Source organism: Streptococcus acidominimus, from assembly GCF_001921825.1.
GTDB classification, from domain to species: domain Bacteria; phylum Bacillota; class Bacilli; order Lactobacillales; family Streptococcaceae; genus Streptococcus; species Streptococcus acidominimus.
This window is the reverse complement of sequence record NZ_MSJL01000045.1, coordinates 1-18,115: the sequence shown is the minus strand read 5'-3', so window position 1 is coordinate 18,115 and position 18,115 is coordinate 1. Positions and strand designations below refer to the sequence as shown.

General features: G+C 42.7%; 14 protein-coding genes. 1 reads left to right on the top strand and 13 read right to left on the bottom strand.

Annotation, left to right across the window (positions count from 1 at the left end; genetic code table 11):
* Positions 1 to 907: 907 nt before the first annotated feature.
* From BU200_RS08605 to BU200_RS08555, 11 genes are all read right to left on the bottom strand, one after another.
* Entirely contained in the window at positions 908 to 2,071 is a 1,164-nt protein-coding gene (locus BU200_RS08605; protein WP_075099762.1) for an ATP-grasp domain-containing protein, read from the bottom strand.
* A 13-nt stretch (positions 2,072 to 2,084) separates the two neighbouring features.
* Positions 2,085 to 2,831, bottom strand: a complete 747-nt coding sequence (locus BU200_RS08600) for an esterase family protein (protein WP_075099761.1) — start codon at positions 2,829 to 2,831, stop codon at positions 2,085 to 2,087.
* A gap of 12 nt (positions 2,832 to 2,843) precedes the next feature.
* Entirely contained in the window at positions 2,844 to 3,668 is an 825-nt protein-coding gene (locus BU200_RS08595; protein WP_075099760.1) for an alpha/beta hydrolase, read from the bottom strand.
* 736 nt (positions 3,669 to 4,404) lie between these two features.
* Positions 4,405 to 5,742, bottom strand: a complete 1,338-nt coding sequence (gene trmFO, locus BU200_RS08590; RefSeq protein ID WP_075099759.1) for a methylenetetrahydrofolate--tRNA-(uracil(54)-C(5))-methyltransferase (FADH(2)-oxidizing) TrmFO — start codon at positions 5,740 to 5,742, stop codon at positions 4,405 to 4,407.
* A gap of 846 nt (positions 5,743 to 6,588) precedes the next feature.
* Positions 6,589 to 8,673, bottom strand: a complete 2,085-nt coding sequence (topA, locus tag BU200_RS08585) for a type I DNA topoisomerase (protein ID WP_075099758.1) — start codon at positions 8,671 to 8,673, stop codon at positions 6,589 to 6,591.
* 105 nt (positions 8,674 to 8,778) lie between these two features.
* On the bottom strand, positions 8,779 to 9,621 hold the full coding sequence (dprA, locus tag BU200_RS08580; protein WP_075099757.1) for a DNA-processing protein DprA: 843 nt from the start codon (positions 9,619 to 9,621) through the stop codon (positions 8,779 to 8,781).
* A 41-nt stretch (positions 9,622 to 9,662) separates the two neighbouring features.
* Entirely contained in the window at positions 9,663 to 10,643 is a 981-nt protein-coding gene (locus BU200_RS08575) for an ROK family protein (protein WP_075099756.1), read from the bottom strand.
* Positions 10,644 to 10,662: 19 nt separating this feature from the next.
* Entirely contained in the window at positions 10,663 to 11,208 is a 546-nt protein-coding gene (locus tag BU200_RS08570) for a sugar O-acetyltransferase (RefSeq protein ID WP_075099755.1), read from the bottom strand.
* 2 nt (positions 11,209 to 11,210) lie between these two features.
* Positions 11,211 to 11,990 (bottom strand): ribonuclease HII, encoded by a 780-nt coding sequence (locus BU200_RS08565; RefSeq protein ID WP_075099754.1) that lies wholly within the window; start codon positions 11,988 to 11,990, stop codon positions 11,211 to 11,213.
* On the bottom strand, positions 11,977 to 12,828 hold the full coding sequence (ylqF, locus tag BU200_RS08560; protein ID WP_075099753.1) for a ribosome biogenesis GTPase YlqF: 852 nt from the start codon (positions 12,826 to 12,828) through the stop codon (positions 11,977 to 11,979). The genes BU200_RS08565 and ylqF overlap by 14 nt, the downstream gene beginning before the upstream one ends.
* A gap of 816 nt (positions 12,829 to 13,644) precedes the next feature.
* Complete coding sequence (locus BU200_RS08555; RefSeq protein ID WP_075099752.1) at positions 13,645 to 13,983, bottom strand: ATP cone domain-containing protein; 339 nt, start codon at positions 13,981 to 13,983, stop codon at positions 13,645 to 13,647.
* 138 nt (positions 13,984 to 14,121) lie between these two features.
* Here BU200_RS08555 and pepF point away from each other — a divergent pair, with 138 nt between their 5' ends.
* Positions 14,122 to 15,912, top strand: a complete 1,791-nt coding sequence (gene pepF / locus BU200_RS08550; protein WP_075099751.1) for an oligoendopeptidase F — start codon at positions 14,122 to 14,124, stop codon at positions 15,910 to 15,912.
* 369 nt (positions 15,913 to 16,281) lie between these two features.
* On the opposite strand, the gene BU200_RS11155 is transcribed toward pepF, so the two are convergent.
* Together BU200_RS11155 and BU200_RS08545 are read right to left on the bottom strand one after the other, a co-directional pair.
* Positions 16,282 to 16,455 (bottom strand): hypothetical protein, encoded by a 174-nt coding sequence (locus BU200_RS11155; RefSeq protein WP_158015074.1) that lies wholly within the window; start codon positions 16,453 to 16,455, stop codon positions 16,282 to 16,284.
* Between the two features lie 70 nt (positions 16,456 to 16,525).
* Positions 16,526 to 18,115, bottom strand: a 1,590-nt coding sequence (locus BU200_RS08545) for a Rib/alpha-like domain-containing protein (RefSeq protein ID WP_142237039.1), incomplete at its 5' end; no start/stop codon positions are given.

Sequence of the window (18,115 nt, the reverse complement as noted above, 5' to 3'; positions counted from 1 at the left end):
CAAACGACTGGGATTGCCATCATGGGCTTAGTGCGCCCAAAAATAGGAAAATAAGCAAAAAGTAAGCTTCGAAAGCGAAGCTTACTGGAATTAATGCTTACAAATAGGGCTTACTTAACAACTACTTGAAGTTTTTAGAGGTGCCCTGAAATAGAATGCCTTTTCAAACCCTGTCATAAATGCGATCTATACCTAGGTAATACTAATTTTGTAAGGCTTTTCTCTTAATTATGATTTATAAAGAGATATGATAATTAGTGCTACTAATACTAGAAATACTCCAATTATGAAAAGTGATAATTCTAACCCTCTGCCCCATTCAACATATGGTAGCACATACATACTAAGGAATACCAATAGGGCGCCAACTAAGGCTATAAAAAGTAAAACTAATTTCATAATGCTCTTTATCACCGCCTATAAAATGCTATGGTAAATCTTTCATATCCCTAGTTTAACGTAGTACAGTATTCATAAAATCCTATTAACAAATAGTGCTTACTTCTTTAACCTTATTTCCTTTATTTTTTCCAAAAAATATCTTAAGTTTCTTTTAAAATAAATAACTACTACTAACCATGTGAGTACAAATAATAAACTGATTATAAACAAGTTTATTAATAGGACGTTGAAACAATTGACGAATGAATAAAGGAAAAACAAAGCAGGCACTGCCAAGAGCACTACCAAGAAAGCGACTACAGCTAGGTTTTTTATACAGAAATATATCTATTTCCAAATCCGAAGTAGGAACCTTAAAAAGTATTATCCCCTCATTATTTTGTATATTTATACTATCACAAAAAATGAAAGCGTCAACATCAACTTTCTATTTGTTTGTGTATAAGATTCTGCAATAGAAGATTACTAAAAACCTCGCCTAGCTTTTTTAGCAGGCGAGGTTTTACTACTGCCTCTGACTGATATAGGCAATCATATCCTCTAGTTCTTCGCGGTTATCGGTTGTAAGCGTGTAGATTGTATCACCTTGTAGGGCTGCAAAGGCGCGTGGCATGCGTTTTTCCATTTTTAGTTGCTCGGCATAACGGCTACGCAGGTCATCCTCACTATGAGCATATTGAGTGGCATCCCTGCGCGTAATAGCAAGGCAATACTGTGGCTCAAAACTCCGCTCTGCTACTGCTTCTCCTACAACGACACTTGCATAGTCGCGATACAAATCAATCGAATGGGCGAAGTTATAAACATCCACCGTAAAACCACCCGCAGGACGGTTGTTATACTCAATGGCGATATAGTCATCTCCCTCACGGAAAAATTCAATGTGGAAGAAGCGCTCTTTCATTCCAAAAGCCTTGACAACTGCTCGACCGTAAGCTTGTAGTTTAGGATCAATGGTCTTTGAAACGTAGTAAGCATTGTCTTTCTGGCTTTCCAACAGCTCCAGCGGTGTATAGTGGTAGTCAAGAGTTGTCTCAAAGACGATATTGCCCGCTGCATCAATCAAACCATCATAGGTACAAATCTCACTGGAGTGCACAAACTTTTCAAAGAAGTAGACCGTCTCATGGTCCCACTGCTCCGTAAAATGTTCAACATCTGCTAGACTGGTCAATTTATAGGTCGCCGCAGCTCCTACTCCATTATCGGGCTTAGCAATCATTGGTAAGCCAATCTTTTTGATGGCTCTAGCAATGTCTTTTTCAGTCTTGATGACCTGACCTGGAACGACCGGTACCCCTGCTGCTGCGAAGTATTTTTTCATTTTTGACTTGAACTTTGTCTTACGCAAATGCTTGGGTTTGGCACCTAAGACATGGAATTGCTCACGGAGTATCGCATCATGTTCTAGCCAGTATTCATTCTGTGATTCAATCCGATCAATCGGACCATGCTTATAAAAGAGAAATGCCACTGCACGCTTGACTTCCTCAATATCTTCCAGATTCTCAACGCGAAAGTATTCTGTAAGAGCGCCTTGCAAGTCTGAACCTAGCTGCTCATAAGGCTCTTGACCGATCCCTAGAACATTGATGCCTTTCTTGGCTAATTCAATCGTAAAGGGTTGAAAGTTTTCAGGATAATAGGGCGAAATAACAATGAAATTCATAAGCATCACCTTTCTATAAATCGAGAGTATGTAAGAAATAGGGCATTTGCCTTCTCCACCAAACCCAATCATGGGCTACATCTCTTCCCCACTCATCAAACCAAGCAGGGATCTGTTTTTCGGCAAAAGCAGCCTTTAAAGTATAAAAACTCGGCAAGCCGTCCTGCTCCCAGTCTCCAAGTCCAGAGCAGACAATGATGTCTGATTGGCGGTAACGGTCGATAAACCAGCCGTCATTTTGATTCCAAATGTAATCTGCTGGGGAATTTTGATACACAACATCATCATGACCGTAATCTTGGTTACCATTAAAAAAGCGAACATCATAAATCCCGGAAAGAGCAATCACTTTGCTAAAGACATCTGGGTGTTGCAGGAAGAAATTCAGCGCATGATACGCTCCCATAGAGCATCCTGTGGTCATCATTGGGTCAAACCAACCTGTTGTATGCTTGATAAAAGGAATCGCTTCTTCTATCACATAACGTTCATAGGCTCGGTGGGCTTCAGCGCGATCGTGCATGGATTTCCAATCTGCTAGCCAACTTTCCTTGTCGATACTAGTAAGAGTGAAAAATTGGACCTTGCCAGCTTCAATGGAAGCCCTACATGCCTCAATCATTCCAAAATCAGCATATTCAGTGTAGGAACCACCCGAGGACGCAAAGACAACGATCGGAATCCCAGCATGTCCGTAGCGATTGAGATGCATTTCGCGTCCCAGATTTCCTGACCAATGACTTAAAAATTCTACGTGCATATTACTATCTCCTTACCATTTTTCACTTAAAAAACGCAGACAGGCTGGCAGATATTTTGCCCAGGCTTCTTCATTATGAATCGCTCCTGAAATAATCTCCAAGGCAAGATTGTCCAGCTCCACTCCCCCAGCGATTAGCTGGCGATAATAAGAAAGCGAAGACTGAATATAGGCCTGCTTGATATTGCCTGCCATCAAGGTCTTATCCGTATCATCTGCTTCTTCTGTTCCTACATAGATGTAGACTCGCTGCTCCTTATCCAATTGATGGCGTTCAATATAGCGGTCAAAAGCCTCTTGATGTAGCCAGTTAGCAGATGAAAACACCCCCAAGCAACCGATTTGATCCTGACAAGCCAAGCCCATAAATTGAGTGATGTTCCCTCCCAAAGAAGAGCCGATCATAGCTGTATGAGCCTTGTCAGACTTGGTACGGTACTCGCGGTCAATAAAGGGCTTCACTACCTCCATGACAAATTCGGCGTACTCTGTCCCTTTACCACCAAACTGGACACCCGGAATATTGAGCTCCTTGTACTTCCAAGCGGAATATTCGTTCATCCGTTGGAAACCGTCATTGTCAATAGCAACGACAATCATCTTGGCAATATCAGGATTCCGTTTGATCGCTGGGATAATTTTCCAAGAATGCCCGCTAAAAGATTCCTTGCTGTATAGAACATTTTGCCCATCATGGAAATACACAACCGGATAGGCTTGCTCTGTGTCAACCTCATAATTTTTAGGCAGTAAGACCCGCACTCGCCGCTTATTTTTGGTATAGGGAACTTCCAATTCGTGGGTTCTCATGTCAAGATAAAAGTAAGACTTATTCATAGTATTCTCATTTCAATTTCAGTTCATGCCCTGTAAAAAATCAACTGCAACTAGGTCAGCTTTCAGCTCGCTTCCCATTGCTGTTTCATTTTTATTGAGTACAAGTTTAGTATATCATAATGTAAGAGGAAATACAGGGAAAATTTAGTTATTTTTTGGAAAAATTCGGGAAAAACGAACGAAAATCGCTTTCCTAGGTCTTGCGCCTATCTTTGATATAGGTGTGGACAGTTTTTCTTATTGCTAGATCGGACAAAACCATTGTACTTTCTGATAAGGGAAAGCAAAAAGCCGAGTGAAGACTCAGCTTTTGGGGCTATGAAAAGAACAAGGGAAGTTTTTTGATTGCTTAAAATACGAGAGCGTTTGACACGAGTGCTACTCCTTTTATAGCCGTTTAGTTTATTTTTAGTACTAGGCAACGAGTCGCAGGTAGTTGAAATAGTTGATAACTATTTCAAGTGACAGATAAGAAAAGTGTAACTTTTCTCAATGGTACAGCAAGACGAGTTAACGAAGTAATAAAAATATAAACTAAATGACTATATTTCCAACCTTCAACAGTGTCTTTCGGTAGTTGGAAGATTTAGTCAATAATAATAGGAAACAGAGAGACAGATAGGTAGGAGGTATTCAACATCAGCTTGATTTGCTCATAGGTGCTTTGGGATTTGAGTTTTATGTGAACACTACCTAACCTCACTGTATTTATCGTTTACACTGTTTGAGCTTTATTCTACAATTGCTCCATACACTGGCTCAAGTCTGCCAAGGCACGCTCGGCTATCTTTTCGTAGCGTTCTTTTTTATCGCGAATACGGGGGCCCTCCAGCTCTTTGATGATACCGAAGTTGACATTCATCGGCTGGAAATGCTTGCTATCAGCATGTGTAACATAGTGTGGCAAACTACCGATTGCCGTGCTTTCCGGGAAGATAATTTCTTCTTCTCCCTTGAACAAGCGAGCAGCATTGATGCCGGCTACGAGACCTGACGCCGCAGACTCGACATAGCCTTCTACACCTGTCATCTGACCAGCAAAGAAGAGTTGAGGATTTTTCTTCGAGTGGAAAGTTTGGGTCAGTAGGTTGGGTGAATCCATATAGGAATTGCGGTGCATAACACCATAGCGAACAAACTCAGCCTGTTCAAGCCCTGGAATCATCTGAAAGACACGTTTTTGTTCGCCCCATTTGAGATGGGTTTGGAAGCCTACGATATTGTAGAGGCTAGCTGCTGCATTGTCTTGACGCAATTGAACAACTGCATAGGGCGTCTTATACTCTCCGTCACGGGGTCCTTGATAATCTTCAGGATACTCCAGTCCAACGGGCTTCATGGGACCATAGAGCATTGTTTTCACACCCCGCTTAGCCATCACCTCAATCGGCATACAACCTTCAAAATATTTTTCTTTTTCAAAGGAATTAAGCGGTGCTTCTTCAGCCTTGACCAAGGCATCATGGAATGCCAAGAATTGCTCCTTGGTCATCGGCGCATTGAGATAGGCAGCTTCTCCCTTATCATAGCGGGATTTCAGATAGACCTTATTCATATCAATGGTATTGACATCAACAATCGGCGCTGCTGCATCATAGAAATAAAAACCAGATCCACCGTTCAAGTCATGGATTTTTTCTGCCAAGGCATCACTCGTTAGAGGTCCTGTCGCAATGACTGTAATACCTTCCCTTGGAAAGTCTGTCACCTCCTTGCGAATCACCTCAATCAAGGGATGATTCTGGAGTTCTTCTGTCACCATTTGCGAAAAGCCTTCGCGATCAACAGCCAAGGCTCCTCCAGCAGGGACGCGCGTTTTCTCTGCTGCTTTCATGATGAGCGAGTCCAATCGGCGCATCTCTTCCTTGAGAAGTCCTACCGCATTGGTCAAGCTATCACCTCGCAGGGAATTGGAGCAGACTAATTCCGCAAAATGATCCGTCTTATGTTGGGGCGTTGCTTTCACGCCACGCATTTCATATAATTTTACAGTAATACCTTGCTTGGCAATCTGATAGGCAGCCTCAGATCCAGCCAAACCGGCACCAATCACGTTAATATAAGATTGAGACACAGTACTAATACCTCTTTGGGGCAAAACTCCCACAAATCTTTCTATTATATAGTCATTTTGTTTATCTTTTGTAATTGAACACGCCCTAAACTCTGCGTGAAAAAGAGACATAACTGTTTCAGCTTCAGCTGATTACAGGTATGGCTCCTTTTAGGGGGACATAATTGTTTCAGCTTTAGTTGCTTCAACAGTCTAGGAATAGACTGTTGAAGGTTGGAAATAAAACGAGTGAAACTCGTGTCGAACAGTCTAGGAATAGACTGGTGAAGGTTGGAAATAAAACGAGTGAAACTCGTGTCGAACGCTCTCGTATCTTGGGGAATTGAGTTCAGCCTAAAACCTCGGAAAATAGATAAACATTCCTAGAAGCTACGCTTCTACGTCATGTTTCCTAATTTTCAGTCGGTTTTTTAACGGCTTCACATCTTAACTGAACACGCCCTAAACTCTGTGCGAAAAAGACAAATTTTCCTAGTTTGCCGTAGCTGTTGCAGGCTATGCCTGCTTTACAGATATGGTATTAACAGTCAGGGAAGTGACTGTTAATACATTAAGAAGTGCGCTTTGAGTTCTTAACGGGCTTTGTATCTTGGAATTGAACTCGGACTACAACTCCTAGACACCTACCTGCGACTTTGGAAGAAACCGAAACGACTAGCTTCTATTGAATACCTAGTATATCATATTTTGAGAAAACTAGCCTCCTGATTTGACAAAAAATCCGTTATAAGGGAAGTTTTCTACAACTCCATTATAACGGAAATGATAGATGATGATAAAAGAGTAAGACTCCTGTATCTGGAAAAGGAAAGTGCTGGGCTAAGAGTTAGCACGCCCTGCCTCACTTTACTTCATCTTTTCTTCTTCATAGTCACCAGTTGGACAAACGACCTGCTTGCCTCCACCTCGTACTTTCTTTTCAACCAGATAGTGCTGGCATTTTGGACAGTTTCGGCCAATCGGCTTATCCCAAGAGGTAAATTCACACTCTGGATAGCGATCACAGCCATAGAATATACGATTGCGCTTGCTCTTGCGTTCAATAACCTGTCCTTTATGACATTCTGGACAAGTTACGCCGATCTCTTTAGTAATCTGCTTGGTGTTGCGGCAATCAGGGAAATTGCTACATGCGTAAAATTTGCCAAAGCGTCCCAACTTAATCACCATTTCATGACCGCAGACATCACAATCAAAGCCAGCCGGTTCATCCTTGATTTGGATTTTTTCCATTTCAGTTTCAGCCTTGGCTAATTCGATCTTGAAGGGCTGATAGAAATGATCGATAATCTTCTGCCACTGCGCCTTTCCGACTTCAACATCATCCAATTTCTGCTCCATTTCAGCAGTAAAGGTCACATTGACAATATCGGGGAAGAACTCCACAATCAGTTTATTGACGATTTCACCGAGTTCTGTTGGTTCAAATCGCTTAGCAGCCAATTTTACATAGTAGCGCTTTTGAATGGTTTCAATCGTCGGAGCATAGGTTGAGGGACGACCGACACCATTTTCTTCCAAGGTCTTGATCAGGGTTGCTTCTGAATAACGGGCAGGCGGTTGAGTGAAATGCTGCTCTGGCTTCGTCAAGACACGCTGAACCTTGTCTCCGACCTCCATATCTGGCAACATCTTACTCTTATCTGAATCATTGTAGACAGCCATATAACCGTCAAATTTAACCTGACTTCCGTTAGCAGTAAATAGCACACCATTTTGCGCCAAACGTACACTCATGGTATCAAAAATTGCGGCTGTCATCTGGCTAGCGACAAATCGATTCCAAATCAGAGTGTATAGGCGTAATTGATCCTTGTCTAGGTAGGTAGCAATCGAATCAGGGGTTAATTGAACATTGGACGGACGAATGGCCTCGTGGGCATCCTGAGCTCCAGTAGCATTTTTAATCTTACTACCGTGTTTAGAATACTTGAAGCCGAAACGCTCGGTGATAAAGTCTGCTGCTTGTGCTTGAGCAACTGGACTAATCCGGGTCGAATCGGTACGCATATAGGTGATCAAACCTTGGGTACCGCCTTTTCCGAGGCTCACCCCCTCATAGAGCTGCTGGGCAACCATCATGGTCTTACGGGTTCGGAAATTGATTTTATTCGCCGCGTCCATCTGCAAGGTTGAGGTGGTGTAGGGCAGGGGGGCATTGCGCTTACGCTCTTTGCGTTCCACCTTATCAACCGCGAAGTCGTCGCCTTGAATCCGCGCCAAGACTTCCTTTACTTGCTCATTGTTCTCAAGTTTTACCTTCTTCTCATCTAAGCCATAGAAACTGGCTTGGAATTTCTTGCTACCTTTTTTAAAGGTGGCATCAATGGTCCAGTATTCTTCTGGCTTGAAGTTGTTGATCTCATTTTCACGGTCAATGATCAATTTGAGGGCTACGGATTGCACCCGGCCAGCTGACAAGCCTTTTTTTACCTTTTTCCATAGGATAGGAGAAATCAAATACCCCACTATACGGTCCAAGACACGGCGAGCCTGTTGGGCATCTACTAAATCATGATCAATGGCGCGTGGTTCTTTAAAGGCATTTTTAACGGCATCTTTTGTAATCTCGTTAAAGACAACGCGGTTTTTGTCCTTTTCATCCAAGCCAAGGATATGGGCTAAATGCCAAGAAATGGCTTCTCCCTCACGATCCGGGTCACTTGCGAGAAAGACTTGTTTCGCCTTTTTGGCTTCTTTTTTCAAGTCGTTGATGAGCGGTCCTTTTCCACGAATATTGATATATTCAGGTTCATAATTATTATCAAAATCGATAGACATGCTTGATTTTTTCAAATCACGGATATGTCCAACAGAGGCAACAACCTTATAATTGCGTCCTAAATATTTTTCAATCGTTTTGGCCTTTGCTGGTGACTCAACAATGACTAAATTTTTTTTAGTGGTTGCTTTTTTCTTCGCTGTTACCATATTCTTACCTTTACAACATTTTAAACTAATATAGCTTCAAAAAGAATATACTATTTTTAGGTAAGTGTCAAGATTTTTCTTCTATTATAAGAAAAGATATTATGATTACAGTTGATATTCGGAAAGGACATCCAGACCTGATGTAATACACTTTGCCCCCTCTTGGATTAAGAAGTGGCAACCAGCAGATTTTCCATCTGTAATATTCCCTGGAATGGCAAAAATATCACGACCCTCGTCCAAAGCATACTCACAGGTAATCAAACTTCCTGACCGCATTTTGGCTTCAGCTACAATAATCCCCCGAGATAAGCCAGCTATAATCCGATTTCGCTCAGGAAAATGGTGCTTGAGGGGCTTTTCCTGTGGAGCATATTCTGATAGGAGCAAGTGATGTTTTGCGATATAGGCTTGCAATTTCCTATTTTCTTTGGGATAGACGACATCTAAACCGCTGCCAATCACGGCAATGGTTTTACCACCATTTTTCAGGCTTGCTAGGTGGGCTGCTGTATCGATCCCCCTTGCTAAGCCACTGACAATCACAAACTGATTCTGGAGTTCTTTGATGATTTTGTAAACAGCATGAACACCCGATTTACTGGCTTCTCTTGCTCCTACAATAGCTAGTTTTGGCTTATGTAACAGTTTGATATTTCCTTTGTAGAACAGTAAAACGGGAGGATTGTAGGTTTGCTTCAGTTCAATGGGATAGACCTTATCTAGGATTGAGAAGGAGGGAAAGGCATTAAACTCCCTCCGACAAGCCTTGCTGTTCAACTGCGTGTAGCGTTCCACAAACAGAGCGGGCTTGGGACAGTTGGATACTAGAGCGATCGATTTAAGAGATAACGATTTCCCTGTTCTTTCTTGATAAGCCAAGATTTTACGAATGTGCTGGTTGGTCAGACCAGCTTTTTTTAATTTAAATAGTTCAAAGTTATTCATTTTTCACCTCTACTACTTTATTCGTAAAAAAAGTCCATTTCTCATGGACTTTCTGTGGATTTTCCGTATTTCTCAAAATAAAAACATAGAGCACCAATTAAATTGGCTTGATTATGGAAGCGGCATGCCTGAATTTCGACTGCTTGTTGCAAGTGAGAAGCTGCTACTTCTGCTTTAACAATTGCCTGATAGCTGTCTCGGATACCTTCAATCAGCAAGTCCTGCTGGCTAATGCCACCCCCGATGACCACCTTATCCAACGTGACAAAACTCGTCAGGTTCAAGATGAGGTAGGCGATTTCACGGCAATAGTTGTTGAATAAGTCTAGCAGCTCTTGATTATCCTCCTCCTGCAACTTCTGAAAAACCGCCCTTCCATCTGCCTCTGGTAAATGCAACTGCTGACTAGCTTGTTCGATAAAGTGCACCGCCGATCCTGCATTGGAAACGAGGCTCTTTATCCCTCGCAAGTGGAGATCAAGAATCGCACTCATATCCTGTAAGGTATTTGTCGTTAGCGTGGATAAAGACTGCCCGATTGGGTTGAGAAGAAGCTTGTTCGTCCTCAAATCTGCCCAAGTCGCTAATTGTCCATTACTGGCAAGGGCTAGACCAACACCAGTCCCCAATACCAAGGCAGCACCAGATGGAACAGTCGCTAAATTTCCTAGTCGTGCTTCTGCCAGTCCAGCTGCATCAGCATCATTTAAGACGCTGACAGGCAAGGAAAACCGATTTGCAAGTTGCTGGGCAAGAGGTAGGGCTGTCAGATATGGGATCAAGCCTCCCTTGTAAACAAAGCCAGTCTTACGGTTAATAGTCCCGGGACAGGAAATGGCGATACCTAAAATCTGCTCCTGATAGCTTTCCACCAGATCTTCCAAGCAGGACAAAAAGTCTTCCATGTTAGTAGGTGTTGGGGTCTTGCCTTGCTCCAATAGTTGAAAGTCTTCTGATAGGAGAGCATATTTGATAAAGGTTCCTCCAATATCAAATGTCAGATAGTATGGTTCAGTCTTCATTTTAGTTGCTTTTCTTTCTTTACAATCTTTTGATGACGCGTGCGGGATTTCCTGCCAGAAGAACATTGTCACCAAATGACTTGGTCACGACAGAACCAGCTCCAACGACCACATTGTCCCCCAAGGAGACCCCGGGTAGGATTGTCACGCCTCCGCCAGCCCAGAACTGGTTTCCAATCGTAATCGGCTTACCATACTCTCGTCCTGCAATCCGTTCTTTGGCATCAAGAGGATGAAGCGGGGTTAATAACTGTACATTAGGCCCTAGCATGGCATTGTCTCCAATCCTAATCGGACAGACATCTAAAAAGGTACAATTAAAATTGGCATAGAAATTCTCACCAACATGGATATTACAGCCGTAGTCACAGGAAAAGGTCGGCTCTATATAAATCTGTTCGCCGGTGCTACCAAACCAAGATTTGAGTAGCTCGCTACGCTTTGCTCCATCTAATTCTTGATTAAACTCCATGCGGTATCGCCGAGCTAGGTTGCGTAATTGAACTAATGTTGCATCGCTAGCGTCGTATAAGAAACCTGCCAGCATTTTTTCATATTCTGTCATTCCTATGATCCCCTTTCTTCTGAAATCATGGATTTGATTGGCTCAAAACTCTTTCTGTGGATCGGTGTCACACCCTTTTTCTGCAAGCCCTCTAAGTGTTTGGCTGTCCCATAACCTGCATTATGGGCAAAATCATAACCGGGATAAACCGTATCAAACTCTGCCATCATCTGATCCCGAGTGACCTTGGCTACTATGCTTGCAGCAGCGATCGAAAGGCTAGTAGCGTCACCTTTTATGATGGAGGTCTGGGCGATCGGTCTATCTAGGGTCATGGCATCAATCAGCAGATGCTGTGGTTCTTGAGAGAGTTGCTCCAAGGCCTCTAGCATAGCAAGTTTGGTCGCCTCATAGATATTAACAGCATCAATCACTTGGCTATCCTTGATTCCGATTCCTACTGCAACAGCCTTCTCCATGACTTCCTGATAAATGGATTGGTGCTTGACCTTGGGAATTTTCTTTGAATCATTTAAGTAGCGAATTTTACAGCCCTTAGGCAACATGACCGCAGCTGCTACCACCGGTCCTGCCAAGGGCCCTCGCCCAACTTCATCAATGCCTGCAATGAACTCTATTCCCTCTGCATACAAGGCTTTTTCATAGGCTAACATCTGCTCCAACCGTGCGTCTTCTGCTTCCTCTGCTTGAAAGGTCTTGAGTTTCTTCTGGAGTAATGCTTGTACCCCTGCTCGTCTATCCTCAGCTAACTCTTCTAAACGAGGATCCGTTTTATCTACGATCGTCGCTAGTAGCTCCTTGATGTCCTTAATCGTTGCCATTTATATCCTCAACTGTATCCAAGCTATAAAGCCCCAGCTTACCGTCTCGTACCTCTTTGACAAATAAGCTATAAAAACGGTCATAGTCCTCACGGAAGCCGAGTTTTCTCGTCATATCCATGATGATTTCGGGTGCTTCATCATCTAGATTCATCTGCTTAAAACGCTCTTTCAATGCCGTTGGATAATGGTTTTTGAAATAATTCAAACCGAAAATCGTCACCTCATCCATAGGCAGGAGATTGTCCTTAATGGCACCTGTCAGAGCCAGTTTGAGTGCAACTTCTTCATCTTCAAATTTGGGCCATAAAATTCCGGGTGTATCAAGAATTTCCAAATCTTTGTTAGATTTAAGCCATTGTTGCCCTTTGGTCACACCCGGTTTATTTCCGACGACAGCAATTTTTTTGCCTGCCAAGCGATTTATCAGAGTGGATTTTCCCGCGTTGGGAATCCCGATAATCATGGTACGCAAGGTTTCAAGTTGAATTCCTCGTTCTTTCTGACGCTCTATTTTTTCGCGCATCAGCTTTTTAGCTGCCTCCGTTACTTTTTTTACAGTTGCTTGCTCCTTAGAATTGACGGTCAAAGTCGGAATACCTTGCGCCTCAAAATAGATCCGCCATTCCTTAGTAACAGCAGGATCTGCCAAATCAGCCTTGTTTAAAATCAGCAATTTAGGCTTGTCTCCTACAATCTTTGTCAACATGGGATTTTGACTGGATAAGGGCAAGCGTGCATCAAGCAAAATTGTCACAAAGTCAACAAATTTCAAATTTTCCTGCACCTGCCGTCTTGCCTTTGACATGTGTCCCGGAAACCAGTGGATAGTCGCCATTCTTTCATCTTCCTTTCTTGTAGTCTGCAAAATGAATTTGCTATTTCATTTATTGAGTATTGCATAGTATAGTTATTTAGTTCTCTTTAAAAGTCGCAGGTAGTCGTCTAGTTGATAACTAGACAAGTGATAGATAAGAAAAGTATCACTTGTCTCGATAGTACAACTTAAGATACGAGGACGTCAAAAAAGCGACCGAAAATTAGGAAACATGACGTAGAGATTGGAGAGAGTTTGCTTCGCAAACTTCTATTTCCCACCTCTCAAGGTATACTATACCTTGAGAGCTAGGAATGTTTATCCCTAAAGGGAGCCACACCTGTAAGCAACTAAAGTTGCAACAGTTGCGTCTCTATTTTCCGAGCTTTTAGTCCGAGTTCAATTTCAAGATACAAAGCCCGTAAAAAACTCAAAGCTCACTTCTTCATGTATTAACAGTCACTTCCCTGACTGTTAATACCATATCTGTAAAGCAGGCATAGCCTGCAACAGCTACGGCAAACTAGGAAATTTGACGCAGAGTCATCAGACTCTAGGAAGATTTATCCCTAAAGGGAGCCACAGCTGTAACTAGCTAAAGCTAGACATCTACGTCTCTTTTTCGCACAGAGTTTAGGGCGAGTTCAATTACAACAGATAAACGAAATGACTATAACTCATCATTAAATAATTAGTTACCATTATACCATGATTTTATAATTTTGAAGCATGTAATCCTTTTGACCAATCAATTTCATCAAACCTAAAATAAACTAAACGGCTATAAAACATTTCTTAAACCGCAAAAAAGCCGTTCAGAGAACGACTTTCGGTTGATTATCGGACTTGTTCAAAGCGTAGGTGAACATTGATGCGATCACCGTAGCCATTGCGCTCAAGATCCCGTTGAAGACGGTAAGAAATATAGTGTTCGGCAATGGCGATATAGCCTGCATCAATCAGACGGTGTTCCACCTGTGATTGCACCATACTAATCGTTGGGCGCTCTGTGTGAGCTTCTTCCAAGTCTAAAACTACTTTCTTGGTGACTTGAGCCAAATTTTGACGCCAAGTATCATCGATGACATAAACAGTACGAGCAGCTTTTATAATCGCTTGGTAAATTTTTTCTGGGTCAAAGTCAACGACTTCTCCACTACGTTTGATGACTTGCATAAAAAAGCTCCTTTCTTTAGGTTTTATAACCTTTCATACTACTATTATCCAAGGATTCTGCTTATTTGTCAAGTTTTTTTCCTGAAATATGATATAATATTTTCAATAGAAATTCAATACCCAAAAAGGAGAATGTAGATGACAAATGCTATGCCAAAACGTCAGGAAATTGATGTACAATTAACCTGGGATACCTCCCTCATTTATCCCTCTCACCAAGCCTATCAAGAAAGTCTCGTTGCCTATAAGGTGCAGGTTGAAGAATTTGAAAAGAATTACAAAGACAAGCTCACTTCTGCAGCAGTAATTGTCGAGGCTCTCAAGGAATACGAGATCATTCGTACCATTAACAGCAAGTTAAGCCACTATGCCTACCTGAACCTTGATGTCGATAAGATGAATACTGAACTGGCTGCCCTTGCTAACGACTACCAAGTTACCATGGCTAGCAGCTATCCAAAGACCGCTTTCTTACAGACACAGTTAGCTCTGCTTGATGAAGCCATTCTCAATCAGGTTAGCCAACAAGAGCCACAATGGAGCAGCTATATCAAGGATATTCTACGTCAAAAACCACATCAATTGCATCCCTTACAGGAAGAATTGTTGGCTAATTTTGCGCCAACCTTTGAGCAGCCCTACCGCAATTATGAAACAACAAAATTTGAAGATATGACCTTTGAGAATTTTACTGCAAATGGTCAATCCTACGGCAATAGTTATGTTCTATTTGAAAACGACTACGAAATTAGCCACGATACAGATATTCGTCGCAATTCCGCAGCTAGTTTCTACTCTACCCTGCGGAAATACAAGAATACCACGGCGGCAGACTACCTATCTCATATAAAGAACGAGCAAATTACCGCTAAATTGCGCGGTTTTGATTCCACCATTGACTACCTCCTCTTTGATCAGAATGTATCCCGTGATCTGTTTGATCGTCAAATTGATGTCATTATGAAAGAGCTTGCGCCCCACATGCGCCGCTTTGTAAAATTAGTTGCTAAGGCACACGGTCTTGAAAGCATTACCCATGCAGACTTGAAAATCAGCCTTCCGTCAGACTTTAATCAACGCATTACCCCTGAAGAATCCAAACAGTTCTTGATCGACTGCCTTGGAATCTTGGGAGAAGACTATATCAAGATGATTGAGCAAGCCTTTGATGAGCGCTGGATTGACTTTGCTCAAAATGAGGGAAAAGCAACAGGTGGCTACTGTGCAACCTTGTATGACGGACCATCTTATATTCTTTTGTCTTGGACTGGTTTAATGAATGAAGTGCTGGTTCTCGCACACGAACTTGGACATGCTGGTCATTTCCAATTGGCGAAAAAACAAAGCGTCCTCAACTACGACCCGTCACTTTACTTTATTGAAGCGCCATCGACTGCCAATGAAGTCTTGACATGTAATACCCTCTTAAAACAAAACCAAGATCCTAGCTTCCAAGCCTATCTCATCAGTGAGTTGATTAGCCGTACCTACTTCCACAATATGGTCACTCACCTATTGGAAGCTGCCTTCCAACGCGAAGTCTATACCCGTTTAGATAAGGATGAGTACCTCAACGGTGACATTCTTTGTCAAATCAAGCTAGACATCATCAAGGAATTCTGGGGTGAAGATTTTGCAATCGGTGATGATGCAGGACTGATTTGGATGCGCCAGCCACACTACTACATGGGCTTGTATCCATACACCTATTCTGCTGGTCTCACAATCGGTACAGCCATGGCAAAACAGTTGGAAGAAAATCCCGAAGCTGTCGTTGAAAAATGGCTCGAGACCCTTTCACTGGGAGCTAGCCTATCCGCACAAGAACTTGCCAAACACGCAGGCGTTGATGTCTCAACAGACAAACCATTGAAAGATACTATTGCCTATGTCGGCTCCTTAGTAGATAAATTAGAAGAACTGATTTAACATCAGCCAAAAGCCATCATCAAGGTTTTATAGCCTTAATGATGGCTTTTTCAATTCCACACAAAACAGGGCAGGACTGCCAAAGAGGCAATTGCTTCTTCTATCACTAGGAAAGCCACAATTTCGCTATCCCTTCCTCTGGCAGTCTCCATTTCTTGTGCCAGACTTAAAATGATCTCTCCCCAGACCGTTTTAATCTGCTACCTCACGATAGTCAGCCTTGAGAGTCACTATTGGGTTCACCGGTAGCGGATCCCCCAGAGGACTTGCACCTCAGATGTACACATGCCCGTCGTAGGCTAAAAGAGGTTGGGATTTTATCCCAACCTCTTATATCTCCTTTTAGATAGGCTGCTATTCGCAGAAACCTTACTGCATTTTGCGATACTTGCTAGCATGGCGCCAATAGCGTCTCGAACACAGGTAGCTACAAAACTTGGTTCGTTTATCTAATACGCCTGCTACGGTAATGACAGTTTGGCTACACTGTTTACAAGTAAAGCGTCGCTGTCCATAGTAATTGATAAGCAATCGTTTTTTCATTTAGAATACCTCTCTATTCTAAAGTTTGAAAAGATTCTCTAGCCAATAGGTGCTTCGTTTTAGCTTATACCTATTCTTCTTCCTTTCGACCTTTACTCATCAACCAGAATAAGGATGTTCCCAAGACTGTGAGTAGGCCTGCCACTTGAGTTCCAGCGGCACTGCTTTCACCAGTGTTTGGTAGTTGAGCTTGTTTTCTGATTTGGTCTTGTCCTGCTAGAGATACTGGTTTCACTTCTCCTGCTTGAGGGGCTGGAGTGTTCTTGCCTCTAACGATATAGGCACCATCAATCTCAAAGCCAGAACCATCTGGGAAGATGACTGCTAGGCTGCCCTTGTCTGAAACAAAGATTTTCGTACCAGCAGGTAGCTGTGGATTTGCTTTCTCAAAGGCTGCTTTGACCTGTTCTTTCTCCTGATCGGTAAGTTGGTTGACATTGCCAACTTCAGTCACAGATGGTAACTGTGGTCGATAGATTTGGCTGTCCTTTTGCTTAACTGGAACTTCAATTGTATCCGTTGTTCCATCTGGATAAGTTACTGTTACTTCAACAACTGGATTTTCTGGAGTACCGCTTACCTTATCTGCTGGAGTAACTATTGTACCCTCTGGTAACTTGCTGGTATCCACTTTATCCGCAACAACTGCCTTATCCGCGTCAGTCAATGGGCTGTTTGGCTTATCTGAACCATCAATCAAGGCTTTACCTGCAGAGATAGCTGGTGTGTTTGGCTCGTCAGCTTTGACGCTTGGCTCATTAGTTGCGCTGTCCTTTTGCTTAACTGGAACGTTAATTGTATCGGTGGTTCCGTCTGGATAAGTTACTGTTACTTCAACAACTGGATTTTCTGGTGTTCCGCTTACCTTATCGGCTGGAGTAACTATTGTACCCTCTGGTAACTTGCTGGTATCCACTTTATCCGCAACAACTGCCTTATCCGCGTCACTCAATGGGCTTTCTGGTGTATCTGAACCGTCAATCAAGGCTTTGCCTGCAGAAACAGTTGGTGTATTTGGCTCATCTGGTTTGACCGTTGGCTCATTGCTTGCGCTGTCCTTTTGCTTAACTGGAACGTTAATTGTATCGGTTGTACCATCTGGGTAGGTTACCGTTACTTCAACGACTGGGTTGTCTGGTGTACCTGTTACCTTGTCGGCTGGAGTTACAGTAGTACCCGCTGGCAAGTTGCTAGTGTCTACCTTGTCCTTAACCGCTTCTTTATCCGCGTCAGTCAATGGGCTGTTTGGCTTATCTGAACCATCAATCAAGGCTTTACCTGCAGAGATAGCTGGTGTGTTTGGCTCGTCAGCTTTGACGCTTGGCTCATTAGTTGCGCTGTCCTTTTGCTTAACTGGAACGTTAATTGTATCGGTGGTTCCGTCTGGATAAGTTACTGTTACTTCAACAACTGGATTTTCTGGTGTTCCGCTTACCTTATCGGCTGGAGTAACTATTGTACCCTCTGGTAACTTGCTGGTATCCACTTTATCCGCAACAACTGCCTTATCCGCGTCACTCAATGGGCTTTCTGGTGTATCTGAACCGTCAATCAAGGCTTTGCCTGCAGAAACAGTTGGTGTATTTGGCTCATCTGGTTTGACCGTTGGCTCATTGCTTGCGCTGTCCTTTTGCTTAACTGGAACGTTAATTGTATCGGT

Excerpts from the sequence above, each read along its gene's own strand:
- BU200_RS08605 (WP_075099762.1), bottom strand. The coding sequence starts at position 2,071 with ATGAATTTCATTGTTATTTCGCCCTATTATCCTGAAAACTTTCAACCC.
- BU200_RS08600 (WP_075099761.1), bottom strand. The coding sequence starts at position 2,831 with ATGCACGTAGAATTTTTAAGTCATTGGTCAGGAAATCTGGGACGCGAA.
- BU200_RS08595 (WP_075099760.1), bottom strand. The coding sequence starts at position 3,668 with ATGAATAAGTCTTACTTTTATCTTGACATGAGAACCCACGAATTGGAA.
- topA (WP_075099758.1), bottom strand. The coding sequence starts at position 8,673 with ATGGTAACAGCGAAGAAAAAAGCAACCACTAAAAAAAATTTAGTCATT.
- dprA (WP_075099757.1), bottom strand. The coding sequence starts at position 9,621 with ATGAATAACTTTGAACTATTTAAATTAAAAAAAGCTGGTCTGACCAAC.
- BU200_RS08575 (WP_075099756.1), bottom strand. The coding sequence starts at position 10,643 with ATGAAGACTGAACCATACTATCTGACATTTGATATTGGAGGAACCTTT.
- BU200_RS08570 (WP_075099755.1), bottom strand. The coding sequence starts at position 11,208 with ATGACAGAATATGAAAAAATGCTGGCAGGTTTCTTATACGACGCTAGC.
- BU200_RS08565 (WP_075099754.1), bottom strand. The coding sequence starts at position 11,990 with ATGGCAACGATTAAGGACATCAAGGAGCTACTAGCGACGATCGTAGAT.
- ylqF (WP_075099753.1), bottom strand. The coding sequence starts at position 12,828 with ATGGCGACTATCCACTGGTTTCCGGGACACATGTCAAAGGCAAGACGG.
- BU200_RS08555 (WP_075099752.1), bottom strand. The coding sequence starts at position 13,983 with ATGCAAGTCATCAAACGTAGTGGAGAAGTCGTTGACTTTGACCCAGAA.
- pepF (WP_075099751.1), top strand. The coding sequence starts at position 14,122 with ATGACAAATGCTATGCCAAAACGTCAGGAAATTGATGTACAATTAACC.
- BU200_RS11155 (WP_158015074.1), bottom strand. The coding sequence starts at position 16,455 with ATGAAAAAACGATTGCTTATCAATTACTATGGACAGCGACGCTTTACT.